Origin of the sequence: Caballeronia sp. SBC1 (assembly GCF_011493005.1) — a bacterium.
In the GTDB taxonomy this organism is placed as follows: Bacteria; Pseudomonadota; Gammaproteobacteria; order Burkholderiales; family Burkholderiaceae; genus Caballeronia.
The window spans coordinates 1008175-1033385 of record NZ_CP049156.1 but is presented as its reverse complement, the minus strand read 5'-3'; the positions used below and the strand labels follow the sequence as shown (position 1 = coordinate 1033385).

Below are 25211 nucleotides of genomic sequence, written 5' to 3'. Positions count from 1 at the left end.
GATCCTATCGGTGATGCTTTATTCGATATCCGGCACGCGCGCGAGACGACGGCGCTGCCAGCCCTTTTCAGCGAAATGCAGATAAACGATACCCGGCAAGCCGAGCAGTAATTCCCGCGCGCGCTTCGCTAACGAAAGCGCGAGCGCGGCTTCCGGCGGCAGACCGATCAGGCGCGCGAGCAGCAAGTAGCCGCCCTCTTGCACGCCGAGAGAACCGGGAATGGCAAACGCCGCTCCCCGAATGGCCTGCCCGAGACTTTCCAGCATCAGCGCTTCGGCCCAGCCGACCGGCGAGCCCATCAAATGCAACGCCAGCCACACCTCACCGGTGCCCACGATCCAGCCCAGAAGGCTCAGCGCGAAACTCGCCGCGACCGGACCGGGCTTTTTGTATAGTTCGAGCACGGCGGTGTCCACGGCTTCCGCACGCGACACCAGCGACGACCAGTCGCGCTTCTTCGAAAATCGCGCTGCAAATTGCGAAGCAAAGCGCGTCGCGCGGGCGAACAAACCCTTGCGCTGCGCGAAGAAAAACCCGACGACCATCAGTGAGCACACTGCGATCACGATCAGCACCGGCAGCAGCATGCCCACGCCCGACACATAGCTGCTCAGCAACGCCACGCCGACGAGCGCGAAGATCATCTGGCCGACGGTTTGCATCGTCGTGCTGATGGTGATGACTGCCGCGGCGTCGCGCGCCCGCATGCCGCGCTGCGAGAGATAACGCACCATCAGCATTGGACCGCCGATCTGTCCAGCGGGCATCAGGCTATTCACCGACTCGCCGGTCCAGCGCGCGAGCAGCGCGTCGCGGAAGCTCACATCACGTTGATTGCGGGGAAACAGCGTTTCGATAGCCAGGGCGTCGATCACGACAGGCAGCAGATGGAATACCGCCACCGCAAGCAGGCCCCAGCCTGCGGCCGCGAGCGCGGTCGCGACGGAACCGAAGCCCTGCCAGCCGAGCAGCGCGATGAACAGCACCACGCCGAGCGACAGGAGGACCGTTCCAGCGCGGCTCATGCTGCGCTGTTCTTCCCGCCTTTGCGGCGGAAAACCTGTCCGAAGCCGAAGTACGCGATCGAGTCCTTCATGTTCGAGATGAAACGCTGCCACGGCCGCATGTTCGGATTCGTCACGTACTCGAATGTCAGCGACACGCGGAATTCGTTCGCGCGAGCCGGCGTGATGCGATGGCGGAGTTTGTCGCCATCGAAGAAAACCAGACCGCCCGGCGGAATCTGCACCGAACCCGGCTGGTCGGGAATCTCCGGCGTGCGGGTGTGCAGCTCATAGTCGAGACGGCACGACGAATCGTCCATCACACCGAGCAGCAGCGTATAACGGCGACCTTCGTAGTACGACGTATCGTAGTGCCAGCCGATATGGTCACCCGCCTTGGTGTAGAAATACAGCGCGTATGCGTGCGGATCGTCAGCGGGCGACTCCTGGAGCGTGTCGCCGCTGATTTTCTCCAGCCAGCTGATCAGCGCTGGCGACCGGTACAACTCGGCGATGAACGGCGCAAGTTCGTCGATCGAATGACGGCTGACGCTGCCGCCCTGCTTGTGTCCCGGCAGGTAATTGCGGTTGATCGCGGGCGTAACGGCATGGACAGCCGCGACCAATTTCTCGGTGAATTCGCGTGGCAGAAAGTCGTCCAGATACAGGAACGCACCTTGGCTATCGAACGTTTCGTGCAGTCTCGCGGTCTGGCGCTCTGGAGACAGGCGCTGAAGATGCGCGGTCAGGGTCTCGTCGAGAGCGTGAATACTCTTGCGCTCCGCGGACTTGGCGCCAACCGCACGGGAAGATAGGGAATCGACAGATGAATTCATTGAACAGCCTGCAAATCTTGACCATCAGCGTCTTTGTTACGCGCTGTGGCCTGGGCGAAACGTCGCAGTGCGCGCTGGTAATCCACGACGACCCAGACGGCAAACAACGGTGCACCAATTGAAGCAGCCACGAGAAACGGCGTCATGCCGTTGAGCAGCGTCACTACCGGCAGCAAATACAAGACGTCTTCGGTCTCGAAGCCCGCCATGGAGGCCTGCTTCGTGCCGTTCTTACCCGCCATTGATTCGATCCGCATGCGCAGGAAGAAGATCAGCGCGACGGCAACCCCTGCAATCCCGCCAAGCCATTCAGCCGGCACGATCATGGCCGGATGATGCACGCTCACATAAAACCCGAGGCCAACAAACAGCAGCACGGTCACGATGGAATCGCACGCAAGATCGTAAAAATGACCGATTTTGCTCGATTGCCCGCTGATTCGCGCGAGTTCGCCATCTGTATGGTCGACAAAATTGGAGAGCGCGATGAGCAAGGCGCCCAAGCTGCACGACCAGAAGCTGCCGACCGACAGGTAATAAGCGCCGGCAATGCCAATCAGCAAGCGCAGGGTGGTCAGGTGATTCGGTGTAATCGGGGTGCCAATGAGCGGTGTAACGAGGCGCCGGGCGAGCCGCGCATCCCAGGTTGCGGGCTCAGGAAGCGCATGTGGTTGGGCGTTGCGGGGTTTGTTCATCCTCGAAATATATCTCGTTTCGAATTTAATTGCATACAAGGGCACTCTGCCACACGCGTGTAAGAAAGGTGATTTCCCAACCAGAATTCGAGCGTTTCGCTGACCGCAACGAAGGCGGCGACCGGATCGGACAGCCGGCCGCCGTAGCGGTAAATTTTTCTCAAATTGCGCCCAAAAGCCGCTCCGACTTGACGGCTACTGCACGGGCACCGGCGCTGGAACAGGCGCCAGGGCGGCGGCCTTCTCGTTCGTCCCTACTGCAGCCGGACCTTCATTGCTGACACCGCCCGTTTTGCCGAGCGGGATTTTCACCGTCCGCACGGTGCCGTTGCCCAGCGGAAAATCCGCGAGCGCACTGCGGATCAGATAAGGCATGGCCCGGACCAGCGACGATTCGCCGCCGGAATTGCTCGCGCTCACTTTGTACACTTCGCGCCCGCTTTCACGCTCGGTCATGCGAATCTGCAGCGAATGGACGAAGATCGGGTAGCTTTGGTCGACATAACCCGCCGGCCCCATGTCCCAGCCGCCCCAACCGCCCCAACCTCCCCACCCGCCGTATGGCCGGCCGTACCAGCCGCCGTACATCGGCCACGGATCGTAATAGACAGGCTGGCGCACAGTGATCATGTCGCCGCGAATGGAGTACGACAATTCCACGAGATAACGCGCGCTGGCATCGGGAACCTGCTTGAACGAATGGGTGGCGAGCTCGTTCGCGGCGAGCACCTCATACGTCTTCTGTTCAATGCTGTTTTGCTGCGGCGCCGAGCGAACGAACGCATAGGTCCGAGTGGCGTCGGTCCCGGACCAGTCAGAGAACACCGCCACCTGCGTCTGAACGTAGGTCGTACAACCGCCGAGCAACGCGAACCCCGCGATCAGCATCACGCGCAACGCACCCTTCCATTCCCCGTACAACCGTTCCAACGTCATGGCCGACCTCATATGTCTTGTTGATTTTTGTTGCGATGTCATGTGTCAAACAGCAACCGTGAAGTGTCGCACGCACCGCACGACAACCGCCTGATTCCGTCTGTTTAAAGACCGTCACAGATAAACGAAGTTCGGGGAATAGGCCATTCGGCTGACCCCGAATCGAGCGCACGATCCCGCGAGGCTTTGTACAATGATCCGACACAAGGCCGCCTGGAAAGCAAAGGCATCCGCTCAACTCAATCAGAACCGCCATGTCCAACTCGACCGCACCTGCCGTAATCCGCCGTGCCGACTACACGCCGCCCGCATTCCTGATTGATACCGTCGCGCTCGAATTTGATCTCGTCCCGGAACGCACGGTGGTGCGCAACACCATGCGCTTGCGCCGCAATCCGGACGCCGCGCCTGCGGCGACGCTGGAGTTGCTCGGCGAGCAAATGGAGTTCATTGGCGCAACGCTGGACGGGCGCCCGCATGCGGATGTCCGCGTCACTGAGAACGGTTTGTCGGTGAGCAACATTCCCGATGCGTTTGAATTGATTCTGGAAAGCACATGCAATCCGGCTGAGAACACGACTTTGTCGGGCTTGTACGTGTCCGGTGGCAATTTCTTTACGCAATGTGAGGCCGAGGGCTTCCGGCGCATCACCTATTTCCTTGACCGCCCTGATGTCATGGCCACCTACACCGTCACGTTGCGGGCGGACAAGGCTGCGTACCCGGTGCTGCTGTCGAACGGCAACCTGATTGAAGAAGGCGATCTGGACAATGGCCGGCACTTTGCGCGCTGGGAAGACCCGTTCAAGAAACCAAGCTATCTGTTTGCGCTGGTGGCCGGCAAGCTCGTCAAGCTCGAGCAGCGCATGAAGACTGGTTCGGGGAAGGAAAAACTGCTGCAGGTCTGGGTCGAACCTCACGATCTCGACAAGACCCAGCACGCCATGGATTCGCTGGTTCATTCAATCGAATGGGACGAACGCCGCTTTGGGCTGGAGCTCGACCTGGACCGCTTCATGATTGTTGCCGTGAGCGACTTCAATATGGGCGCAATGGAAAACAAGGGCTTGAACATCTTCAATACGAAATACGTGCTCGCGAATCCTGAGACGGCTACGGACGTGGATTTCAGCAATATTGAAGCGGTGGTCGGCCATGAGTACTTCCACAACTGGACGGGCAACCGCGTGACCTGCCGTGACTGGTTCCAGTTGAGCCTGAAGGAAGGCTTGACCGTATTCCGCGACCAGGAATTCTCAGCCGACATGGCCGCCGGACTCGAACCGGGCGCGGCCAGCGACGCGGCGCGCGCCACGAAACGGATCGACGACGTTCGCGTGCTGCGCCAGATGCAGTTCGCCGAGGATGCGGGTCCAATGGCGCATCCGGTGCGCCCGGAAAGCTACGCCGAGATCAACAACTTCTACACGATGACCGTCTATGAAAAAGGCTCGGAAGTCGTGCGCATGTATCAGACGCTGCTCGGGCGCGACGGTTTCCGGCGCGGCATGGACCTGTATTTCCAGCGTCACGATGGTCAGGCAGTCACCTGCGACGACTTCCGCCACGCAATGGCCGACGCGAACGGCCGCGACCTGGCTCAATTCGAGCGCTGGTACAGCCAGGCGGGCACGCCCCGGATCACGGTCCGCACGCGTTACGATGCAGCCGCGAAGCGCTATACGCTGACGCTCACGCAAGGCTACGGCGAAGCGTCCGAGGCCGCGCGCGCGACGCAAAAGGGTCCGCTGGTGATTCCGTTCTCCATCGGGCTGATCGGCAAGAGCGGAGCGGACCTGCCATTGAAGCTTGAGGGTGAGAAAGAGCCGCAAGGCACCACGCGCGTGCTGGAGTTCACGGAACAAGAACAAACCTTCACGTTCGCCGATGTGACCGAAGAACCGTTGCCATCGTTACTGCGCAACTTCTCGGCACCGGTGGTGGTTGATTACGACTACACGAACGAGCAGCTCGCGTTTTTGCTGGCTCATGACAGCGACCCGTTCAACCGGTGGGAAGCCGGGCAGCGCCTCGCCACGCGCGAACTGCTTGCGCTGGCGGATCGGGCATCGAAAGGTGAGGAACTGACGCTCGACGACCAAGTGGTATCCGCATTCGCCCAGGTACTCGACGACACCACGCTTACGCCGGCATTCCAGGAATTGGCGCTGATGTTGCCGTCGGAGGGGTATCTTGCAGAACAAATGGCTGTGTCGGACCCCGCTGCCGTTCACGCTGCGCGCGTGTTCGTCAGCCGTCGCCTCGCCACGGGCTTGCGTGACCGTTGGCTCGCAGTGTACGAAGCGAACCGCACGCCAGGCGAATATCGCGCGACGCCGGACGACGCCGGCAAGCGCGGGCTGAAGAATCTTGCCCTCGGCTACCTGAGCCAGCTTGACGATCCCACCCGCGCCATCGAACTGGCAAGCGCCCAGTACGACACCGCGAACAATATGACGGACCGGTCGGCTGCGTTGTCCGCGTTGCTGACTGCCGGCGCGTCAGGTTCTGTCGATACCAGCGTCGCCGATGCGGCTCTTGGTGATTTCTACCAGCGCTTCGAGAAAGAACCGCTCGTGATCGACAAATGGTTCGCGTTGCAAGCCACGCAACGCGGCGGACCGAAGCGCAATGTGCTCGACATCGTGCGCAAGCTGATGCAACACCCCGCGTTCACGCTGAAAAATCCGAATCGCGCCCGCTCGCTGATTTTCAGCTTCTGCGGTGCGAATCCGGCGCAATTCCACGCCGCAGACGGTTCCGGATACGCGTTCTGGGCCGAACAGGTTGTTGCGCTCGACGCAATGAACCCTCAGGTGGCTGCACGCCTTGCTCGCACGCTCGAACAATGGCGCCGGTACACGCCCGCCTTGAGCGAAAAGGCGCACGTGGCTCTGGAACGGGTGGCGTCGAAGGTGAAATCCCGCGATGTACGCGAGATTGTGGAAAAAGCACTGGGCTAAGGGTTTAATCCGTAAGGGTTTAATCCTTTATCCCGACCCATCGGAAACCGGCGCTTCGGCGCCGGTTTTTTTGTGTTCGCGTATCTCGAAAATCAGCCATCGCGATGCTCGCCCCGTGCAGGGGAATGTGCGCCACATTTCTGTGACATCGGGAGACACATTCCGAGCGGGTAGAATCTGAGGCATTCGTCTAACGCTCCTGGAGCCCAACGCAATGTCGACCCCCTCATCCATTTCCCGCCGCACGACGCTGACCAAGTATCTGATCGAGCAGCAGCGGGAGCATCAAAACCTTCCCGCCGACCTTCGGCTGTTGATCGAAGTGATCGCTCGCGCGTGCAAACAGATTGGCTATCAAGTGAGCAAAGGCGCGTTAGGCGAAGCGCTGGGAACCGCCGGCAGCGAGAACGTTCAAGGCGAAGTGCAGAAAAAACTCGATATTCTCTCGAACGAGATCCTGCTCGAAGCCAACGAATGGGGCGGCAACCTGGCCGCGATGGCGTCGGAAGAAATGGAAAAGATCTTCCCCATTCCCAACCGGTATCCGAAGGGCAACTATCTGCTCACGTTCGATCCGCTCGACGGGTCGTCGAATATCGACGTGAACGTGTCTATCGGCACGATCTTTTCTGTGCTCCGCTGCCCGGACGGCATGGAGCCGAGCGAACAGGCCTTCATGCAGCCGGGCTCGGCGCAGGTTGCGGCCGGTTATGCGGTATATGGTCCGCAGACCGTTTTCGTGCTGACCACCGGCTACGGCGTGAACTGCTTCACGCTCGATCGCGAGCTGGGTTCGTGGGTACTCACGCACAGCAACATGCAGATTCCCGCCGACACGCACGAGTACGCAGTCAACGCATCGAATAGCCGCCATTGGTACGAGCCGGTGCAGAAATATGTGAACGAGCTGAACGAAGGCAAGGACGGTCCGCGCAAGGAGGACTTCAACATGCGATGGATCGCGTCGATGGTCGCCGACGTGCACCGCATCCTGAATCGCGGCGGCGTGTTTATGTACCCCGCCGACAAACGCACGCCTGATCGCCCCGGCAAGCTGCGCCTGTTGTACGAAGCGAACCCGATGGCATTTATCGTCGAACAGGCGGGCGGAGCTGCGACGGACGGCGAGCAGCGCATCCTCGACATCGTTCCGACCAACCTGCATCAGCGCGTGCCAGTGTTCCTCGGATCGAAAAACGAGGTTGAACGCGTGACACGCTATCACTCGGAAATTAATTGAGCGTAGGGTGTTGCCAAACTCGCCGGAAGGTACTTATAATCTCGTTTCTCTGATGCCGGAATAGCTCAGACGGTAGAGCAGCGCATTCGTAATGCGAAGGTCGGGGGTTCGATTCCTCTTTCCGGCACCAAGCTTCATTTCAAGAAACCCGCGTTGCCTCCAGGCTTCGCGGGTTTTTTAATTTTTGGACTTCATCTCAAAAATGATCTTCAAGATCAATCGGTAAGTTCACGTACTTAAAGTGAAACTTTAAGTGAGCGCAATTCATAAACTTCCCGTCGTTTCCCCGATGCTTCCTTCTCGATTGATTTGCGAACATTCGTTTGCATGAATACGTGCGCTTTCAGACACAGCAAAGCGTTAAATTTTTTTAAAGATAGATAAAACGGTCAACCGCAACTGAATCGTGCCGTTATCACTATTGAGGGGACTCGCTTTTATGCAACGTCGTGCGCTTGTGAACACTGAATGAACACTGAATCCGCCCAGGACGACGACCGGATTCTTTGAAGCAGTTTGCGAAATGTTTCAGCTGCGGCGACCAGATATCGGAAAGTACCGGCAATAAGCGAGCGCCGAGTTAATCAGCGTAAATCGTCGGAAAATTAGTTGACGAACGGATCGTGAGGCACGGAAAAATATCGGCGGCTGAACCAGAAATTCAGAGCCTTAAATTATCCGAGCCTTAAGTCACCCGACGGGTGTTCCGTTAAAGCAACACAGAAATGGGGAAATGTCCCAACCGCGCATTCGACGCTAGCGCGAAGCCAGAGTCGAGATTGATAATCGACCTACACAAGGAGAGAAAATGATGGACGCCAAGCCGACGAAAATCCCGACGCCCGACAAGGTGGAATGTCCGGATCAAGAACCGGTCGGGGTCGAATTCCTCGCAGAGTTGCCCGAATATGTGCGGGCGTTCTTCGACGAACAACGTAACCTGTGCGACCCGAAGTAATTGCTGAAATGAGTAGTACGCCCACGGTGTTTGCAGATGTTGTGCGAGCCGCGGTTTCTGCACGCTTGATCGTCGCAGCATGCCTTTGCAGCAGCGCCGGATTCGCACGCGGGTATTAATAGCACGACCGGTTTCACCTTATAACGCCACGAGCGTGGCGGGTTTCATGGTCACCATGCGCGCGCCCTGCGCGTCATGCCGCGGCGTCTTACCGCGTCGTCTTACGTTAAGCTGCGGCTTTCTCGTTCTGGCTCCGGTATTCATGCTTCGCCATTCCCTTCTCCAAGTTCTCCGCGCCGTGGCTTCCATGGCCGCTTTTGTTATCACCCTCACCGTGTGCTCCTCGGCGGCCTTGGCAGATGGCGACGACACGCCCTTCACCAATCTCATTGCGTTGTCGTCGCAACGGCTGGCGCTTGCCGATCCGGTCGCGCGCTGGAAATGGGCGCATCACGAGCCCATCACCGATAAACCCCGTGAAGCCGCGTTGCTGGCCGGCATCAATAGCCGCGCGAAATCCGCCGGCATCGACCCGGCGTTTGCGCAGCTCTTCTTTCGCGATCAGATAGAGGCAAGCAAGGACGTGCAGAACGCCCTCTTCGATAACTGGCGTAAATCGCGCGCGCCCGAAGGCACGGCACCCGATCTGTCCCGCGATACCCGGCCGAAGCTCGATAGCGTGACTAACGCGTTGCTCTCCGCGCTGGCGGGCGTCGAGCCGCTGCGCCATGCCGACGACTGCCCACTGCGACTGGCCGACAGCATCGCGCGCTGGAAACATCTCACCCGCTACGATTCCGCCCAGAATGCGCCGCTTGCGCGCGCGTTGTCGCACGTGTGTGCGTCGGGTGGCGTGGGCGCGGTCGGCTAGACCGGCTCGCCTGACAGGCAGGCGGTGGCTGCAAGCGGCACGATTGTCAGCCCGCGCGACAGACGTTCGCCGAGAATCCGATACGTCGATAACTCGAAACACGCTGCGGATACCGCCGCTCGCAATTGCGCGGCCTCGGCGAGCGACGAGGCCATGCCGAAATACTGCCAGCCATCGACGACATGCCACACCCGCGCGCTGGTCGCGGCGTCCGTTTCCTCTATCGCGATGGCGCCAGGATAGGTCCAGGGCGCCTGGCCCGGGTCATCGCGACGTGCTTTGGACAGCCGGTTATGGGCAGGGCGCAACCGCGCGACCGAGCGCCCTTCTGCCAGCATCGCGCCGATCTCGCCGCCCGTCGCGGTCCACTCCACCCGCCGGACGAGTTCCGCGAGCCGCAGATCCTTCGCCGACCGTTTCGGACCCGACAGATGCGCACGCACGCGCTGGCGCAAACGCACGCTTCGTCCAACATAGAGCGGCACATCGTCCTCGCCATAAAACACGTAGATGCCGCAGCCGGCCGGAATCTGTTCGATGGTGTCCTCGTCAATATCGCCGGCAAGCCGGAAACGCCGGGCAACCTGTTCTATGTGGCCATGCAGGACATCGGCGGAAAATGCGCGGTGCAGGTGCTGCCAGAATTGCCAGAGCAGATCGGCGTCGGCAAGTGCGCGATGGCGCGCCGCAGGCACGAGCGCGTGCCGTTCGATCAGCGCATCGAGTCCATGCCGACGTTCCGCCGGGTAGATGGCGCGCGACAACTGGACCGTGCACAACACGTCGGGCTGGAACTTGATGCCGGCACGCTTGAACTCGCTGCGCAGGAAGCCATGATCGAACCGCGCGTTGTGGGCAATAAACAGCCGTCCATCGAGGCGGGCCAGCAAATCATGCGCGATGGCCTCGAACGTTGGCGCGTTGCGCACCATCGAATCACTGATACCGGTAAGTTGCTGGATAAAGAACGGAATCGGCTGCTGCGGATTGACGAGCGAACTCCACTGCGTCACACCAGCCGGCCCAACCTCGACCACGCCGATTTCAGTGATGCGATTCACGCCGAAGGTGCCGCCCGTGGTTTCGAGGTCGACGAAAACCAGCGGTTCTGCACTAACACTATTAGTAAGGATTGGGAGCACAGCGCTGACCGCTAAAAGAGGAATGGACGCGATCCGCGCAAGAAAAGGCGTATCGATGGGTCATTTTAGCTCACGTGCATTCGAGCGCCGACGGTTCCAGGCCGTTCCCAGCCACTAGCCCGGGCTGCACACGAGGGAGGAGTTTCGAAGGCTGGTGTTCGAACCGCAAGGGCAGAAAAGAGAACAATCGGTCGTAATAATTCCGAATTAAACCGACCATATCCCTCAAAAGGAAATATTTACTCAGCCTGTAACCATTATTGTCGAATCGTAAGCGTTTACGAGCCTTGTTACCGAAATCAGCTGCCGCCATCATAAATGAGTACCGCAAGCACTTTAAAGGAGGTCATTGCTGTGACGACCGAACTCAAAAGCATGTTTTCGTGGATCAGGACGTTGGTAGCGCCCCGAGCAGTTGTGGAATCGCATTCAGCTCTGGATTTCGACCCTGCATGGCATGGCGATCATTGGCAGAACCTTCTGTCCTCGCCAATGGATGCGCGTCGTTATGTGATGGAAGACTGGACAATATCGAGTCCGCTGACATTCGATAGCAACGGCGGCGCAGAATCATCCGAAGTTGGGAATGAAGCTGAAGGGGAGCCGGAAGAAGAGCTGGAAGTAGCTAACTAACTAAGAAGGTAAACAGCACCTGCAACAGGCTTCGGACATTGCATCCGTTCAGGCGAAAAAAAGCGCGACTGGGAAGTCGCGCCGACAAGGTTTGGAGATCTTTTCCGTCAACGAAAAAGTCTGCTTCGGAAAGCAGCCGTTAAAGTATAACGACGCGCCTTATCGAAATCACCAACAGATCTGGCAATCATCTATTGCAGTTCCGTCAACAATCGACATTTAGGATTATTCGCGTTGTATTTTAACGATAGTGCATGTCGCAATTGCGCAACGAACCTCTGTTGACACTCTGTATTTACTCCTGCCATTCCCCCGCAAAGCCTTGCCAGTAAAGGCTCAGATTGCTTTTTCCAATCATTGCCGATCGCAGAATACTTTATTGCGTAAATCGGAATGCCACCGCTGTAACACCGTCTTTACACTTCGTCTGGTCCGGAAACGACTGTGTCTATTCTTGGCACACGAAATCACCTGACTGCGCCTCTCGCAGCGCGTTGGAGTGAAGGTTTCCTTCAAGCCTGGGTTGTCAGACCCAAATTGCTCTCGGAGTTACAAAGATGAAAAAGACTCTCATGGTCGCCGCCCTGTCGGGCGTATTTGCAACCGCCGCTCATGCTCAAAGCAGCGTGACGTTGTACGGTTTGATCGACGCTGGCCTGACGTACACAAACAATCAAAACGGTTCACATAACTTCAAGATGACGAGCGGCGCGGTGAACGGCAGCCGTTGGGGCCTGCGCGGCTCTGAAGACCTCGGTGGTGGCCTGAAGGCAATCTTCACGTTGGAAAACGGCTTCAGCATTGCTAACGGCACGCTGGGCCAAAATGGTCGTGAGTTTGGCCGTCAAGCATTTGTCGGTCTGTCGAGCAACCAGTACGGTGCTGTGACCCTCGGTCGTCAATATGACTCCGTGGTCGATTACCTGGGCCCGTTGGCTCTGACTGGCACGCAATACGGTGGCACGCAGTTCGCGCACCCGTTCGACAACGACAACCTCGACAACTCGTTCCGTATCAACAACTCAGTCAAGTACACGAGCGCGAACTACGCGGGCTTCAAGTTCGGCGCGCAATATGGCTTCTCGAACCAAGCTGCTGGTTTCTCGAACAACCGCGCTTACAGCGTTGGCGCATCGTATAACTACGGTCCGTTGAACATTGCTGCAGCTTACTTGCAGTTGAACAACGACCTGACCGCTGGCGTGATCAACAACACGGGCGGCGCTGTTGCTAGCGACAACACGTTCAACGCAGGCCTGCAACGCACGTTCGGTGCTGGCTTGAACTACGCGTTCGGCCCGGCAACGGTTGGTTTCGTGTTCACGCAAACCAAGCTTGAAGATGCGGCAAGCATCAACGGCGCTACGGTTGGCAACTCGAACAACATCGCAATCGGCAACTACGCTCGCTTCAACAACTATGAGCTGAACGCTCACTATGCCCTGACCCCGGCCCTGAGCCTGGCTGGCGCGTACACGTACACCGATGCCCGTCTCGATGGCGAAAAGCCGTCGTTCCATCAGTTCAGCGTGCAAACAGCTTATTCGCTGTCGAAGCGCACGGACGTGTACCTGCAAGGCGAATACGTCCACGCACTGGACCTGGGCGACAGCGGCATTGGCGCTCCGATCAACGGCGTAGGCATGTCGTCGACCCCGAACCAAGTCTCGGCAACGGTTGGCATTCGCCACCGCTTCTAAGTCTTGTTCAAAGTTGTACCGATGTGAAAAAGGCGCCGCTTGCGGCGCCTTTTTTTCGTCCTGAGGTTCCTTACGTTATTGCTTTAGATGAAGCGCCTCAAGATGAAGCGCCTCAGGCCTTCGGCGGATAATGTACGTCGAGGATATCGATCTGCTGGACACCAGCGGGCGTATGCAGCGTGACCGTATCGCCGACCTTGGCTTTGAGCAACGCGCGAGCAATGGGCGAGATCCAGCTCACGTGTCCGACATCCAGATTGACTTCGTCCACGCCTACGATTGTCACTGTGTGCGCTTCCCCATCGTCGCCGGCGTAGTCCACGGTAGCGCCGAAAAACACCTGGTCGATGTTTTCCTGCCGGCTGCTGTCCACCACTTCCGCTTTGTCGAGCCGTTTGGTCAGGAAGCGAATCCGCCGGTCAATCTCGCGCAAGCGCCGCTTGCCGTAAATGTAGTCGCCGTTCTCCGAACGGTCGCCATTCGACGCCGCCCAGGAAAGCAGTTTCACGACATCCGGCCGCTCGATGTCCAGCAGATGCAGCAGCTCGTCACGCAGACGCTGGTGCCCGGCTGGCGTGATGTAGTTCTTGGTGCCGGGAGGGACGCCGGGGGGTTGCTCGAGGTCGAGATCTTCGTCGCTCTCGTCCGATTCCTTTACAAATGCTTTGTTCATGGTGCAAACCGCTCAAAATAACGTGAAGAGGAGCGAGATAGCTCCTGTGCACGGTAACACGAAGGAGATCGGTATTACAGAAATCGCAGCGTAACGCTTCCTTTTTTGGGAGAGCTTGGCTATACTCTTGGTCTCGCGTGCGGCTGTAGCTCAGATGGATAGAGTACTTGGCTACGAACCAAGGGGTCGTGGGTTCGAATCCTGCCAGCCGCACCACTTCTTCAAAGCTTCAAGACGTTTTAGTTGTTTTGTTTCAAGCAAGCGTTTCCTGAATCAGTTTTTTGTATTACCCTGCTTTGTGCGCGGCTGTAGCTCAGATGGATAGAGTACTTGGCTACGAACCAAGGGGTCGTGGGTTCGAATCCTGCCAGCCGCACCAGTTTTAGAAGGGCCTTCCTCACGGAAGGCCCTTTTTCTTTCTGCGGGCGAAAGTCGCGCACACGTCTGGCGGGTTTGCACTTGGCGCTCGCCAGCTTCCAGGGGTACGGACCGCGAACCCGCTTACTGCCGCGCAGTCGACCCAATATCGCCTATGCGTCCGTCCGGCAACGGTGCATCTTCAATCGTTGCGGCCGCACTCTGCTCGCCCAGCAGTTCAGCCCGCTCTCCGAGCAGCATTTGCGAACGATGCGGAAACTCGTCGTCCACTGTGTCTCCGAACGCATGCAGCAAAAAAGCCCGCAGCAAGGCGATACGCAACGACGGCCCGCGCCCCTCCACTTCCGCGCCGGCCTTGCCGAATACTGCCGTGCACACGACTTCGCCACGTCCGTGGTCGTTCATCTCCAGCCGGCACGCACGCTCAAGCACGACAGACGCCGCTTCCCACGACGTCGACGGCAGGAAGCGCCCGTCCCACGCCCGGCCACGATCATTGCCGCGGATGGACAGCGTCTGGCCACCATCGGTGAAATGAATTTCCCGGATGAAGTCATGCAGCCCGCGCGCGACCCAATAGTCGAGCCCGGCGCCTTCCAGTTCTGATGTTTTCATAAGTGCCCCTGTGTACGCAGAATGGGTACAGGCAAGCAGGTCGCTTTCGAGCGGCGGCAGATCGAGCTCAGACCTAGACTCCGCCGGCCGCCGCGCCAAGAGGCGAACGCCAGGCGTTAATAATCGCCGCGTTCGCGATCGATCCGCATGCCACCTTCGGTATTGCGATGATGTGGCTCGTCACTCGGCCGCTCACGCGCGATGCGCATCACGTCCGGGTTCGTGCGCACGCGCCGCATGACATTCGCCAGGTGCACGCGATCGCTGACCTGGATGACGAAACGCAGTACGGTCGATTCCTGCGTCACGTCCTCGTCCATGGCGATGTGGACAATGTTGGCATCGGCGGACGTGATATCGGCTGCTACGCGGGCGAACACGCCCTTCGACGTGCTGACGAGCACCTTGATGGATACGTCGAACAGACGGCCCGGCTGCGGCGCCCAGGCAACGTCAATCCATCGGCCCGGATCGCGCTTGTGAATCCGCTGGGCCACACGGCATTCGGTGGTATGGATCGCCATGCCCAGCCCAATGCCGATGTAACCCATGATGTTGTCGCCGGGAATCGGGCGGCAGCAGGCAGACAGTTGCACCGACATCCCTTCGGTGCCCGTGATCACAACCGGCGGTGCCGTATTCGTGCTGAGGCCCTCGCGCGGGGAATCGTCGTCGTCGCGGCCGGTCATCAGCACTTCAATGCGCTTCGCCATCACGGCGGCCACGCGCCGGCCCAGGCCGATATCCGCGAAAATTTCCTGACGGCTCTTGTTGCCCGTCCATTGCGCCAGCCTTTCCCAGACTTCCGGCGTCACTTCCGACAACGCCAGGCCATAGCCCTTGAGGCTTTGATCGACGAGCCGTTCGCCCAGTTGAACCGATTCGTTCAACCGCATGGTCTTGAGATAGTGACGAATGGCCGAACGCGCCTTGCCGGTACGCACGAAACCCAGCCACGCGGGATTCGGCTTCGAATAAGGCGCCGTGATCACTTCGACAATGTCGCCGCTCTTCAACTCGGTGCGCAACGGCAGCAACTCGTTATTGATCTTCACCGCGACGCATTGATTGCCCAGGTCGCTGTGAATGGAATACGCAAAATCCAAAGCCGTCGCGCCTCGCGGCAGCGGCATGATCTTCGACTTGGGTGTGAACACGTAAACAGCATCGGGGAACAGGTCGATCTTGACGTGTTCGAGGAATTCGCTGGAGTCTCCTGCTTCGCTTTGAATGTCTAGCAGCGACTTGAGCCACTGATGCGCGCGCTTTTGCACGTCGTTCAGATCCGCGCCGCCATTCTTGTAAAGCCAATGTGCAGCCACGCCCGCTTCCGCGATTTCATGCATCTTGCGCGTGCGGATCTGGAACTCGATCGGCGCACCGAACGGACCTACCAGCGTGGTGTGCAACGATTGATAGCCATTCACCTTCGGAATGGCGATGTAATCCTTGAACTTGCCCGGCACCGGTTTATAGAGCGCGTGCAGCGCGCCAATGCACGTATAACATTCGAGCGCGGTATCCACGACCACGCGAAAGCCATAGACGTCGAGCACTTGCGAGAACGACAACTGCTTGTCGCGCATCTTCTTGTAAATGCTGAAGATGGTTTTCTCGCGGCCGGTCACGTCGGCCTTGATTTTCGCGTCCGCAATCGTGCGCTGGACCGCTTCAAGGATCTTGCCCACCACTTCACGCCGGTTGCCGCGCGCGGCCTTCACAGCGCGTTCGAGCGTGGCGTACCTATGCGGATTGAAGTTCGCGAAGCTCAGGTCCTGCAGTTCGCGATACGTGTTGTTCAACCCAAGCCGATGCGCGATAGGCGCGTAAATATCGATGGTTTCACGCGCCACGCGACGCCGTTTTTCCGGCGGCACCGCACCCAGCGTGCGCATGTTGTGCAGCCGGTCGGCCAGCTTGACGAGAATCACGCGGACGTCGCGCGCCATGGCGAGCAGCATCTTGCGGAAATTTTCCGCCTGCGCTTCCTCGCGATTGCGAAACTCCATCTTGTCCAGTTTCGACAAGCCATCGACGAGTTCTGCAACCTTCGGCCCGAAACGCTCAGCAATCTCGGTCTTCGTCACGCCCTGATCTTCGATCACGTCGTGCAGCAACGCTGCCATGATCGATTGATCGTCGAGTTTCCAGCTGGCGCAGATTTCCGCGACCGCGACCGGATGCGTGATGTACGGCTCGCCACTCTGACGATATTGCCCGAGATGGGCTTCATCGCTGAAATGGAAAGCCAGCTTGACCTGCTTGATTTCTTCCGGTGAAAGGTACGCGGCCAGCTCAGTGGTCAGTTTCGCGATGGAAACTACGTCGTGACGGCGCGGCTTTTCCGGGGTAGCAGTTGGCCCGAACAGATGGCGAAACGATTGTTCGAGGACTGCGTCGATGTACTTGCGCGCCGCCGAGGGAGAATCGGCATCATGAGCAGTGTCATGATCGTGCGCGTGGTTTCCAGAATGTGACCCGGAATGTGACTCTGTACTGAGGACGTCGTTATGCGGATCCACAGAGACGGACGATGGAACAGGATTCATGGTCGCCTCCGTGGTTAGCTGACGCGATTAGTGACAATGCGCGTAGACGTCCGGACCGATAATCAAACCGGCACTTTCTTCAACATCTCGACGCCGACCTGGCCGGCTGCGATTTCGCGCAGCGCAACAACAGTCGGTTTGTCGCGGCTTTCGATCTTCGGCGTATGGCCTTGAGCGAGCTGGCGCGCGCGATACGTTGCCGCGAGCGCGAGCTCGAAGCGATTGGGGATCATTTTCAGACAGTCTTCGACGGTGATGCGGGCCATGGTTGATTCCTTCTCGATATGTTCTTCATTCTACCTTATGTGACCGGAAAGCCCCGTTCACTCGGCGTGCGGCGAGTGTATGCCTAACTCAACAAACAACTGCGTATAACGCGCGTACTGTGAACCGAAACGTAGCCGTGTGGCTGCGACGAGACATTGCAACTCGCCGAGCGCACGCTCGAAGTTCTCGTTGATCAGCACGTATTCCGCTTCCGGTGCATGCGCCATCTCGCTGCCGGCTGCCAGCAAACGGCGCACGATCACGTTTGGTGCATCCTGGCCGCGCTTTTTCAGGCGCTCTTCCAGCGCATCCAGCGACGGCGGCAGGATAAAGATTTCCACCGCGTTGCGAAAGCGCTTCTTGACCTGTTGCGCACCTTGCCAATCGATTTCGAGCAGCACGTCGTGGCCGCTTTTCATTTGCTCTTCAATCCACACGCGCGACGTGGCGTAGTAGTTCCCGTGCACTTCCGCGCTTTCGAGGAACTCGCCGGCGGCGTGGCGCGCCATGAAGTCATCGACGGAAGCGAAATGGTATTGAACGCCGTTTTCCTCACCCGGACGCGGTTCGCGCGTGGTGTACGACACGGACAGGCGGATCGCCTGGTCCTGCGCGAGCAGCGCGTTGACCAGCGTCGACTTGCCCGCGCCCGACGGCGCCACGACCATGAACAGGTTGCCCGGATAAACGCCGGCGTAGGTGTTGCGTTGTTGTGCGTCGTTCATAACAGCGTTACTCCAGGTTTTGCACTTGCTCGCGCATCTGTTCGATGAGCAATTTGAGCGTCATCGACGAGTCCGCGAGTTCTTTCGCAGCCGCCTTCGAACCGAGCGTGTTCGCTTCGCGATTCAGCTCCTGCATCATGAAGTCGAGCCGCTTGCCCACTTTCCCGCCCTTTTGCAGCACGTGGCGTGTTTCCGCCAGATGCGCGGAGAGACGCTGCAATTCCTCAGTGATGTCAATGCGGATGCCGTACATAGTCACTTCCTGGCGAATCCGTTCCGCAATTTCCTCGCGCGGGATGCTGGTTTGCGTGCCTTCCGGCGACGCGATCCCCAGCGCATCCTGCAAACGCTCGACAATTTTCTGCTGATGCTTCGTGATCAGTTCCGGCACAAGCGGCGTGACCCGGGCAACGATAGCCTCCATTTCCGTCACGTTCGCGATCAGCACGGCGGCGAGCGCGGCGCCTTCACGGGCGCGGACATCGATAAGTTCGGCAATCGCCTGCTTGCCGCACGCCAGGACCGCGTCGCGCAACGTTTCCGCCGATACCCCGCTCTCCGACAAAATGCCCGGCCAGCGCAGGATTTCACCCGTGCGCATGCGTTCGGCTTCCGGGAAAATATCCAGCACCGAACGCTCGAGCGCGGCGAGTTGCGAGAGTGCATCGCGATTAAGCACGCCTGCAATGGTGGTCTGCTCTGCGCGATTCAGGTTGATGCGGATATCGACCTTGCCGCGCGAGAGCTTGTTCATCAGCATTTCGCGCAATTGCGGCTCGCAGACGCGTACGTCTTCGGGCATGCGGAAATTCATGTCGAGGAAGCGCGAATTCACTGTGCGCAATTCCACCGATACCCCCACGCCCGAGCCATTGGCGCCCGCGCCGTCCGACGCTACTTCGCGCGTAGCGCTTGCGTAGCCTGTCATGCTGTAGATCATTGTCGCGTCCGTGATTGAAGGCCGTGGCGGCTTTGCTGCTTGCTCGCTTGTTGCTTATCGCTTGGCTGCTAGCGCGGCACGGCCAGTTCGCTTCGAAACGCCCGGCGTGAAGCTGCGCGAGAATGGCAGGCAATGTTGGCCGGGCGAGGAAGCTGGCATTATCCCATTTTTGCCGATCCCGCCCGTGGAAACGCAACGCCGCCATGCGGCGCGCGCAGATCAACACGAGATGAACACGGGACACCGCACCGGACGCTCACCCGGATTGCGGATAAAATTCGAACCTTGGCGCGGTTTTTACGCTTTTTTTACTGTGCGCCCAAGCTCCTTTCACTGCGTTTCTTTCACCTTGCCTCCTCCATGACCGACTCCACGCTGAACCCGTCCGCCCCGTTCAACCGCCCGAGCGGCCGTAGCGCGGACCAATTGCGCGACGTGCGCATCACGCGGCATTACACGAAGCATGCGGAAGGGTCGGTTCTCGTCGAATTCGGCGATACCAAAGTGATCTGCACCGCGAGCATTTCCGAGCGCGTGCCCGAATTCCTGCGCGGACGCGACCAAGGCTGGCTCACCGCCGAATACGGCATGCTGCCGCGGGCCACCAACACGCGTAACGACCGCGAAGCCGCGCGCGGCAAGCAAACCGGACGCACGCAGGAAATCCAGCGTTTGATCGGGCGCGCGCTGCGCTCAGTATTCGATCTGAGCAAGCTGGGCGCGCGCACGCTGCATATCGATTGCGACGTGATCCAGGCCGACGGCGGCACGCGCACGGCAAGCATTACGGGCGCGTTTGTCGCGGCGCACGATGCAGTAACCAAGCTGCTGGCGGCCGGCAAGATCGCAGAATCGCCGATCAATCAATTTGTCGCGGCGATCTCGGTCGGCGTGTACAACGGCCAGCCGGTGCTCGATCTCGACTACGACGAAGACTCACAGTGCGACACAGACATGAACGTCGTGATGACCGGCGCAGGCGGTTTCGTGGAAGTACAAGGAACGGCCGAAGGCGTACCGTTCACGCGCGCCGAAATGACCGCGCTGATGGATCTGGCGCAAAGCGGCATTGAAACGTTGATCGCGAAGCAAAAAGTCGCGCTGGAGTTGCTCAGTGCCTGATTCCGATAACGCATCGAAACGCGTCGTACTCGCGTCCAATAACCCCGGCAAATTGCGCGAGTTCGCAGCACTGCTGAGCACCGCCGGCATCGATCTCGTGACGCAAGGCGAGCTGGGTGTGTCCGAGGCTGAGGAACCGCACGTGACGTTCGTCGAGAATGCGCTGGCGAAGGCACGGCATGCATCGGCGGCGACAGGATTGCCTGCTCTCGCTGACGACTCCGGCCTCTGCGTGCATGCGTTGCGCGGCGCACCGGGCGTGTATTCGGCACGTTATGCGCAACTGCTCAACGGTGGAGAGAAAAGCGATGCCGCGAACAATGCACGGCTCGTGAAGGATCTCGCCAATGAAACAGATCGGCGCGCGTATTTCTTCTCCGTACTCGTGCTGGTGCGCCATGCAGCGGACCCCGAACCGCTGATTGCGGAAGGCCGCTGGCATGGCGAAGTCATCGATACCCCGCGCGGAGCAAACGGATTTGGCTATGACGCGCATTTCCTGGTGCCGTCGCTCGGACAAACCGCCGCCGAACTCGATCCCGCCGTGAAAAACGCCAGCAGCCATCGGGCAATTGCGCTTCGCCATTTGTTGGCGCGGTTGAAGGAAGTATCGTGACGGCCAGTTCAAGCGGTCCTCAGGCGATCAACGTGATCAAGGCGTTCACGTCGCCGGGCAGTATTCGGCTGACGTCGCTGCCGCCGCTGTCGTTGTATGTGCATTTCCCGTGGTGCGTGCGCAAATGCCCGTATTGCGATTTCAACTCGCACGAATGGAAAGGCGAGACGTTCCCCGAAGACCGTTATCTCGATGCCTTGCGCGCTGACCTGGAGCGCGCATTGCCGATGGTCTGGGGCCGCCAGGTGCACACTATTTTCATTGGCGGAGGCACGCCGAGTTTGCTGTCGGCGAAAGGACTTGACCGTCTGCTCTCCGATGCCCGCGCGCTGCTGCCGCTCGACGCCGACGCCGAAATCACGCTCGAAGCTAACCCCGGCACGTTCGAAGCCGCGAAGTTCGCGCAGTTTCGGGCGAGCGGCGTGAATCGTTTATCGATAGGCATTCAAAGTTTCAACGAGCAGCATCTGAAGGCGCTCGGCCGGATTCACGATGCAACGCAAGCGCGTCAGGCAGTGGAAATAGCGGCAAAGAACTTCGACAACTTCAACCTCGACCTGATGTTCGCGCTGCCCAAGCAGACGCTGGACGAGTGCCGTGCGGATATTGAAACGGCGATCAGTTTCGCGCCGCCGCATTTGTCGCTGTATCACCTGACGCTCGAACCGAACACGATGTTCGCGAAGTACCCGCCGCCCGTTCCCGACGACGACGCTTCCGCCGACATGCAGGACTGGATTCACGAGCGCACGGCTTCAGCGGGTTATGAACGCTACGAGGTGTCTGCCTACGCGAAGCCGCACAGGAAGAGCCAGCACAACCTGAACTACTGGCGTTTTGGCGACTATCTCGGCATTGGTGCGGGCGCGCATACCAAGCTGTCGTTTCCGCAGAAAATCGTGCGTCAGGTGCGTTACAAGCATCCGGGAACGTACATGGATGAAGCGCTTGGCGGCGCGGCGGTGCAGGAAGAGCACGAAGTCGGGCCGCGCGACCTGCCATTCGAATTCATGCTGAATACGTTGCGGCTTGTGGAAGGGTTTCCGGTGCATTCGTTCAACGAACGAACCGGGCTTGCGATGTCCGCGATCGAACCGGGACTGGTGGAAGCGGAGCGTCGTGGCTTGATCACGCGCGACATTGAACGCATCGCGCCAACGCAGCGCGGGCAGGATTTTCTCAACGACCTGCAAGCGCTCTTTCTCAGGGACACGCCATCGATAAAAATCAAGGAAGACCGCTAAATTGGACGCGTCCGCCCCTGCTTTGACCGCTGGCTCCGTGATGCGCCACCGGCCGTTTGCGCTCTTTTGGAGCGCTCGGGTGATGTCATCGGTTGCGTTCCAGATGATGTCGGTGGCAATCGGCTGGCAGATCTACTCGATCACACACAGCGCGTTCGCGCTTGGGCTTGTCGGCCTCTCGCAATTCCTGCCGATGTTCATGCTCACGCTGGTGGTGGGCCATGTCGCCGACCGCTACGACCGGCGCACGATCGCGTTCGTCTGTCAGGCAATTCAGGGCGTGGCCGCGTTGACGCTATGCATCGCGACGTGGCGCGGGGTGACCAGCCAGGGGTTGATCTATCTGATCGCAGCTGTTGCCGGGTCGGCACGCGCGTTCGAGTCGCCATCGATGGCTGCACTCTTGCCTAATCTGATTCCGCGCGCCCAATTGCAATATGCGACCGCGTGGTCGACGTCGGCTAACCAGACCGCACAGATCCTCGGCCCGGCAATGGGCGGTCTGCTCTACGGCCTCGGGGCGCTTACGGTGTACGGTGCGGTAGCAGTCGCGTTCATTGGGGCGGCCGTGGCGTTGTCATCGATAAAGATCGAACAAGTGGTGCGCATGCGTACGCCGCTGACGTTCGAGTCGCTCTTCTCCGGCATCGCCTTCATTCGACGCAAGCCGGTGATCCTGGGGGCGTTATCGCTGGATCTGTTCGCGGTATTGCTCGGCGGCGCAACGGCATTGCTGCCCGTTTTTGCCCGCGATATCTTGCACGCCGGCCCGTGGGCGCTTGGCGTCCTGCGCGCGGCGCCTGCGGTCGGCGCGCTGACCGGATCGATATATCTCGCGCATTTTCCTCTGCGACAGCGCGCCGGGACAGCGTTGTTCGGCGGCGTGATCGCGTTTGGCATTGCGACAATTGTGTTCGGGTTATCGCGGAATTTATATGTTTCGCTGATCGCGCTGGCCGCGCTAGGCGCCTCCGATGTGATCAGCGTCGTCGTGCGCATGTCGCTCGTGCAGCTTCAAACGCCCGACGATATGCGAGGACGAGTGGGCGCCATCAATTCGCTGTTTATCGGGACATCGAATCAGTTGGGCGAGTTCGAGTCTGGGATGACGGCGGGACTGTTCGGCGCGGTACCGGCGGTGCTGATTGGCGGCGTGGGGACCATCGTGGTTGCGTTGCTATGGATGCGATTGTTTCCGGGTTTGCGTGCAACCCGGTCGCTGGAAGGGTGAGGCGGTTTTGCTTGATGGACTCCAGCGAAAGTTGCGCTACAATACGCGCCTTGCCGGAAGGTGCGACGCGGTTTGAGCGCACTTTTCTCGTAGTTGCTGTGTATGAAACGTGGAAGCGTGGCCGAGCGGTTTAAGGCACTAGTCTTGAAAACTAGCGACGGGGTGACTCGTCCGTGAGTTCGAATCTCACCGCTTCCGCCACGAAGCCTTACTCTAAAAGGCTCACAGCAAACTTTCGATCTCTACCCGCCAAACATCCCGCCAATCAGAAAAGTGTTGTTCAGGCGCAAAACTGCGCTCCGCGAACAGTACCGAAAACGGCACTGTTCCATCGCCAAAGCCTCCCAAAAACGGCACTCTTGCCTTCACCAAAGGTAGGCATCCGGTAGGCATCGGTGTAGACGCATCACCGTCTACCGATGCGTCTCCGAGGTCACCCAGTCGGGGGACCGTGCCGGCTTTGAGCCTGCCGAGTTGATTAGCGGGAATTCCCGGTTCTAGCACCATGCTCGCATGTGCCTTGCCAGTGCTCGGCATCTGCTAAGCAAGTGCAATTTGAAACGCGACTTCTGCGATCAAGTCGTAAAACTCCAACAGCGTTTCAAACGCCGATCGGGATTTCAAATCTGACTTAGCTCGATGCTCCAAGCATTGCTTCAAGGATTCCATGACGACTCCTTGAGCCCTCCTTGAAGGATCGGCCGAACTGCCGGATTTCCGGTAGTTAGATCTGCCGCCAGATCTGGCGTTTGCCCAGCCTCGTTCTGGGCAACGACACCCTCCCCAAACCTTTTCCCCCGATTTGGGGAAATCTCCGTAATTAGAATCCCGGCCGCCCCGACTTTGGGGAGACGTCTTCCCCCGTTGGGGGTTGTTATGCCACTGAGCGCAAAACTGCGCCGACGCAGAATTAGAAATGGCACCTTCCACCGTCGGTGGGCGTTCTGTGACAGAGCGCCGACAGAGTCTGTCGCAACGAAATGCAACGCACTGCAACGCACGTAGCGTTACACGTAACGGTGACGCGTCAGTGACGCAGCGTGACGCGTGAACTCACCGTGAACTCACCGTTATCCCACGGGTAACCTATGGGTAAGCCATGGGTTACTGATTCGGCAACGGTTGTCGTTTTGACAACTGGGGTTGTTGATTTGACAACCAAGGGGCATCGATGGGCCTTCGAAGGGGGGATATAAGGGGGGTTACTAGATCAGGAACGGCTACCAAAACGGTAACCGGACCTATGTGTGATTTCCAGCATCAACCGTCGCCAGTTTTGAGCTAATCTGAGCGCCCATTATTCGTGCCCAGGTGCGCCATGGCCGTGACTCGGACCGTCCGAAAACCTCGCGAACTTAAACTCGCCGACTTCCTCAAGCTGGAACGTGAACTGGCTAGGCTTGAGACCGAAAACAAGAGGCTTGCGTTAGATAACCGTTCGCTAGAAAGCGATCTGGCGATGTCGCGCTACGCGATCATCGAACTAATGGACGTCCAGGGCTTACTGGATGGTCATGAGGGGCTGGAGGATCATCAAGACCTAGTGGCATGGAGACGTCAGGCACTCGATCGAGTGCTAAATGCTGCTGACCCGCGGCCAGCGTTGCAGATGGGAGCTTATGGACATGGGGAGCGTGCTCTTTGTCCGCTTTGCCGAGGAAGCACAAATGGCCCCGGCAACACGCGTGGTTTCGCCTTTCCTGAGGGATTGAGGCGGCATCTGCTGGGCGAGAGCACCCCTCACCAGTGCGAGGTCTTTGCTGCGGCCGACAAGAGCATCATTCGGCGCATTCGCGCCAAGGTCGTTCGGATGGGCGGTGCTTAAATCGGTATGGAGTGGCAATACTAGAAGGTGTACGAAAACCGTACTTA

Annotated in this window: 22 protein-coding genes and 4 tRNA genes; 15 read left to right on the top strand and 11 right to left on the bottom strand. The window is 59.0% G+C overall.

The annotated features are described in order from the left end of the window. Window positions 1-18: 18 nt before the first annotated feature. The 4 genes from SBC1_RS04545 to SBC1_RS04530 all read right to left on the bottom strand — a co-directional run bounded on the left by SBC1_RS04545 (window position 19) and on the right by SBC1_RS04530 (window position 3472). Entirely contained in the window at window positions 19-1026 is a 1008-nt protein-coding gene (locus SBC1_RS04545) for a flippase-like domain-containing protein (RefSeq protein ID WP_165987469.1), read from the bottom strand. Beyond that, entirely contained in the window at window positions 1023-1841 is an 819-nt protein-coding gene (locus SBC1_RS04540) for a 2OG-Fe(II) oxygenase (RefSeq protein WP_243830271.1), read from the bottom strand. The genes SBC1_RS04545 and SBC1_RS04540 overlap by 4 nt, the downstream gene beginning before the upstream one ends. Beyond that, complete coding sequence (locus SBC1_RS04535; RefSeq protein WP_165987466.1) at window positions 1838-2536, bottom strand: CDP-alcohol phosphatidyltransferase family protein; 699 nt, start codon at window positions 2534-2536, stop codon at window positions 1838-1840. The genes SBC1_RS04540 and SBC1_RS04535 overlap by 4 nt, the downstream gene beginning before the upstream one ends. Window positions 2537-2731: 195 nt before the next feature. After that, a complete protein-coding gene (locus SBC1_RS04530) occupies window positions 2732-3472 on the bottom strand; it encodes a DUF4136 domain-containing protein (RefSeq protein ID WP_165087665.1) in 741 nt (246 codons plus the stop codon). 254 nt (window positions 3473-3726) lie between these two features. Between SBC1_RS04530 and pepN the strand changes: the two genes are divergently transcribed. From pepN to SBC1_RS04505, 5 genes are all read left to right on the top strand, one after another. After that, complete coding sequence (pepN, locus tag SBC1_RS04525; protein WP_165987464.1) at window positions 3727-6435, top strand: aminopeptidase N; 2709 nt, start codon at window positions 3727-3729, stop codon at window positions 6433-6435. A 214-nt stretch (window positions 6436-6649) separates the two neighbouring features. Beyond that, on the top strand, window positions 6650-7675 hold the full coding sequence (locus SBC1_RS04520) for a class 1 fructose-bisphosphatase (RefSeq protein ID WP_165087657.1): 1026 nt from the start codon (window positions 6650-6652) through the stop codon (window positions 7673-7675). A 54-nt stretch (window positions 7676-7729) separates the two neighbouring features. Then, window positions 7730-7805 (top strand) — tRNA-Thr (locus tag SBC1_RS04515). Window positions 7806-8483: 678 nt separating this feature from the next. Further along, window positions 8484-8633 carry a hypothetical protein gene (locus tag SBC1_RS04510; protein WP_160312545.1) on the top strand — a complete coding sequence of 50 codons (150 nt, stop codon included), beginning with the start codon at window positions 8484-8486 and terminating at the stop codon, window positions 8631-8633. 307 nt (window positions 8634-8940) lie between these two features. After that, window positions 8941-9504 (top strand): chorismate mutase, encoded by a 564-nt coding sequence (locus tag SBC1_RS04505; protein WP_371826746.1) that lies wholly within the window; start codon window positions 8941-8943, stop codon window positions 9502-9504. On the opposite strand, the gene SBC1_RS04500 is transcribed toward SBC1_RS04505, so the two are convergent. Beyond that, a complete protein-coding gene (locus tag SBC1_RS04500; protein WP_165087649.1) occupies window positions 9501-10646 on the bottom strand; it encodes an exonuclease domain-containing protein in 1146 nt (381 codons plus the stop codon). The genes SBC1_RS04505 and SBC1_RS04500 overlap by 4 nt on opposite strands. A 375-nt stretch (window positions 10647-11021) precedes the next feature. Here SBC1_RS04500 and SBC1_RS04495 point away from each other — a divergent pair, with 375 nt between their 5' ends. Further along, entirely contained in the window at window positions 11022-11279 is a 258-nt protein-coding gene (locus SBC1_RS04495) for a hypothetical protein (protein ID WP_243830278.1), read from the top strand. Window positions 11280-11836: 557 nt separating this feature from the next. Continuing rightward, a complete protein-coding gene (locus SBC1_RS04490) occupies window positions 11837-12979 on the top strand; it encodes a porin (protein ID WP_165087646.1) in 1143 nt (380 codons plus the stop codon). A gap of 112 nt (window positions 12980-13091) precedes the next feature. Here the strand turns inward: SBC1_RS04490 and greB are convergent, their stop codons facing one another. Further along, a complete protein-coding gene (gene greB / locus SBC1_RS04485; protein ID WP_165987462.1) occupies window positions 13092-13652 on the bottom strand; it encodes a transcription elongation factor GreB in 561 nt (186 codons plus the stop codon). Window positions 13653-13791: 139 nt separating this feature from the next. Here greB and SBC1_RS04480 point away from each other — a divergent pair. Next, a tRNA-Arg gene (locus tag SBC1_RS04480) sits at window positions 13792-13868 on the top strand. 86 nt (window positions 13869-13954) lie between these two features. Then, window positions 13955-14031 (top strand) — tRNA-Arg (locus SBC1_RS04475). A gap of 122 nt (window positions 14032-14153) precedes the next feature. Here the strand turns inward: SBC1_RS04475 and SBC1_RS04470 are convergent. From SBC1_RS04470 to SBC1_RS04450, 5 genes are all read right to left on the bottom strand, one after another. Then, a complete protein-coding gene (locus tag SBC1_RS04470) occupies window positions 14154-14645 on the bottom strand; it encodes a phage protein NinX family protein (protein ID WP_165087638.1) in 492 nt (163 codons plus the stop codon). Between the two features lie 116 nt (window positions 14646-14761). Continuing rightward, on the bottom strand, window positions 14762-17194 hold the full coding sequence (locus SBC1_RS04465; RefSeq protein ID WP_165087635.1) for a bifunctional (p)ppGpp synthetase/guanosine-3',5'-bis(diphosphate) 3'-pyrophosphohydrolase: 2433 nt from the start codon (window positions 17192-17194) through the stop codon (window positions 14762-14764). A 62-nt stretch (window positions 17195-17256) separates the two neighbouring features. Further along, window positions 17257-17460: a DNA-directed RNA polymerase subunit omega gene (gene rpoZ, locus SBC1_RS04460; RefSeq protein ID WP_031359151.1), complete on the bottom strand. Its 204-nt coding sequence runs from the start codon at window positions 17458-17460 to the stop codon at window positions 17257-17259. Window positions 17461-17517: 57 nt separating this feature from the next. Next, on the bottom strand, window positions 17518-18186 hold the full coding sequence (gene gmk, locus SBC1_RS04455) for a guanylate kinase (RefSeq protein WP_165987460.1): 669 nt from the start codon (window positions 18184-18186) through the stop codon (window positions 17518-17520). 7 nt (window positions 18187-18193) lie between these two features. Continuing rightward, complete coding sequence (locus SBC1_RS04450; protein ID WP_165987458.1) at window positions 18194-19126, bottom strand: YicC/YloC family endoribonuclease; 933 nt, start codon at window positions 19124-19126, stop codon at window positions 18194-18196. 375 nt (window positions 19127-19501) lie between these two features. Here SBC1_RS04450 and rph point away from each other — a divergent pair, with 375 nt between their 5' ends. The 6 genes from rph to SBC1_RS04420 all read left to right on the top strand — a co-directional run bounded on the left by rph (window position 19502) and on the right by SBC1_RS04420 (window position 25164). Further along, complete coding sequence (gene rph, locus SBC1_RS04445) at window positions 19502-20248, top strand: ribonuclease PH (RefSeq protein ID WP_243830277.1); 747 nt, start codon at window positions 19502-19504, stop codon at window positions 20246-20248. After that, window positions 20241-20864: an RdgB/HAM1 family non-canonical purine NTP pyrophosphatase gene (gene rdgB, locus SBC1_RS04440; protein WP_165987455.1), complete on the top strand. Its 624-nt coding sequence runs from the start codon at window positions 20241-20243 to the stop codon at window positions 20862-20864. Before rph ends, rdgB begins: the two co-directional genes overlap by 8 nt. Further along, window positions 20861-22108, top strand: coding sequence for a radical SAM family heme chaperone HemW (hemW, locus tag SBC1_RS04435; RefSeq protein ID WP_165087613.1), 1248 nt, complete (start codon window positions 20861-20863; stop codon window positions 22106-22108). Before rdgB ends, hemW begins: the two co-directional genes overlap by 4 nt. Before the next feature lie 40 nt (window positions 22109-22148). Then, window positions 22149-23339, top strand: coding sequence for an MFS transporter (locus SBC1_RS04430; RefSeq protein WP_165988801.1), 1191 nt, complete (start codon window positions 22149-22151; stop codon window positions 23337-23339). A gap of 111 nt (window positions 23340-23450) precedes the next feature. Beyond that, a tRNA-Ser gene (locus tag SBC1_RS04425) sits at window positions 23451-23540 on the top strand. A gap of 1117 nt (window positions 23541-24657) precedes the next feature. Further along, window positions 24658-25164, top strand: a complete 507-nt coding sequence (locus SBC1_RS04420) for a hypothetical protein (protein ID WP_165987453.1) — start codon at window positions 24658-24660, stop codon at window positions 25162-25164. Window positions 25165-25211 lie beyond the last annotated feature (47 nt).

Excerpts from the sequence above, each read along its gene's own strand:
- SBC1_RS04545 (WP_165987469.1), bottom strand. The coding sequence starts at position 1,026 with ATGAGCCGCGCTGGAACGGTCCTCCTGTCGCTCGGCGTGGTGCTGTTC.
- SBC1_RS04540 (WP_243830271.1), bottom strand. The coding sequence starts at position 1,841 with ATGAATTCATCTGTCGATTCCCTATCTTCCCGTGCGGTTGGCGCCAAG.
- SBC1_RS04535 (WP_165987466.1), bottom strand. The coding sequence starts at position 2,536 with ATGAACAAACCCCGCAACGCCCAACCACATGCGCTTCCTGAGCCCGCA.
- SBC1_RS04530 (WP_165087665.1), bottom strand. The coding sequence starts at position 3,472 with ATGACGTTGGAACGGTTGTACGGGGAATGGAAGGGTGCGTTGCGCGTG.
- pepN (WP_165987464.1), top strand. The coding sequence starts at position 3,727 with ATGTCCAACTCGACCGCACCTGCCGTAATCCGCCGTGCCGACTACACG.
- SBC1_RS04520 (WP_165087657.1), top strand. The coding sequence starts at position 6,650 with ATGTCGACCCCCTCATCCATTTCCCGCCGCACGACGCTGACCAAGTAT.
- SBC1_RS04510 (WP_160312545.1), top strand. The coding sequence starts at position 8,484 with ATGATGGACGCCAAGCCGACGAAAATCCCGACGCCCGACAAGGTGGAA.
- SBC1_RS04505 (WP_371826746.1), top strand. The coding sequence starts at position 8,941 with ATGGCCGCTTTTGTTATCACCCTCACCGTGTGCTCCTCGGCGGCCTTG.
- SBC1_RS04495 (WP_243830278.1), top strand. The coding sequence starts at position 11,022 with ATGTTTTCGTGGATCAGGACGTTGGTAGCGCCCCGAGCAGTTGTGGAA.
- SBC1_RS04490 (WP_165087646.1), top strand. The coding sequence starts at position 11,837 with ATGAAAAAGACTCTCATGGTCGCCGCCCTGTCGGGCGTATTTGCAACC.
- greB (WP_165987462.1), bottom strand. The coding sequence starts at position 13,652 with ATGAACAAAGCATTTGTAAAGGAATCGGACGAGAGCGACGAAGATCTC.
- SBC1_RS04470 (WP_165087638.1), bottom strand. The coding sequence starts at position 14,645 with ATGAAAACATCAGAACTGGAAGGCGCCGGGCTCGACTATTGGGTCGCG.
- SBC1_RS04465 (WP_165087635.1), bottom strand. The coding sequence starts at position 17,194 with ATGAATCCTGTTCCATCGTCCGTCTCTGTGGATCCGCATAACGACGTC.
- rpoZ (WP_031359151.1), bottom strand. The coding sequence starts at position 17,460 with ATGGCCCGCATCACCGTCGAAGACTGTCTGAAAATGATCCCCAATCGC.
- gmk (WP_165987460.1), bottom strand. The coding sequence starts at position 18,186 with ATGAACGACGCACAACAACGCAACACCTACGCCGGCGTTTATCCGGGC.
- SBC1_RS04450 (WP_165987458.1), bottom strand. The coding sequence starts at position 19,126 with ATGATCTACAGCATGACAGGCTACGCAAGCGCTACGCGCGAAGTAGCG.
- SBC1_RS04430 (WP_165988801.1), top strand. The coding sequence starts at position 22,149 with ATGCGCCACCGGCCGTTTGCGCTCTTTTGGAGCGCTCGGGTGATGTCA.
- SBC1_RS04420 (WP_165987453.1), top strand. The coding sequence starts at position 24,658 with ATGGCCGTGACTCGGACCGTCCGAAAACCTCGCGAACTTAAACTCGCC.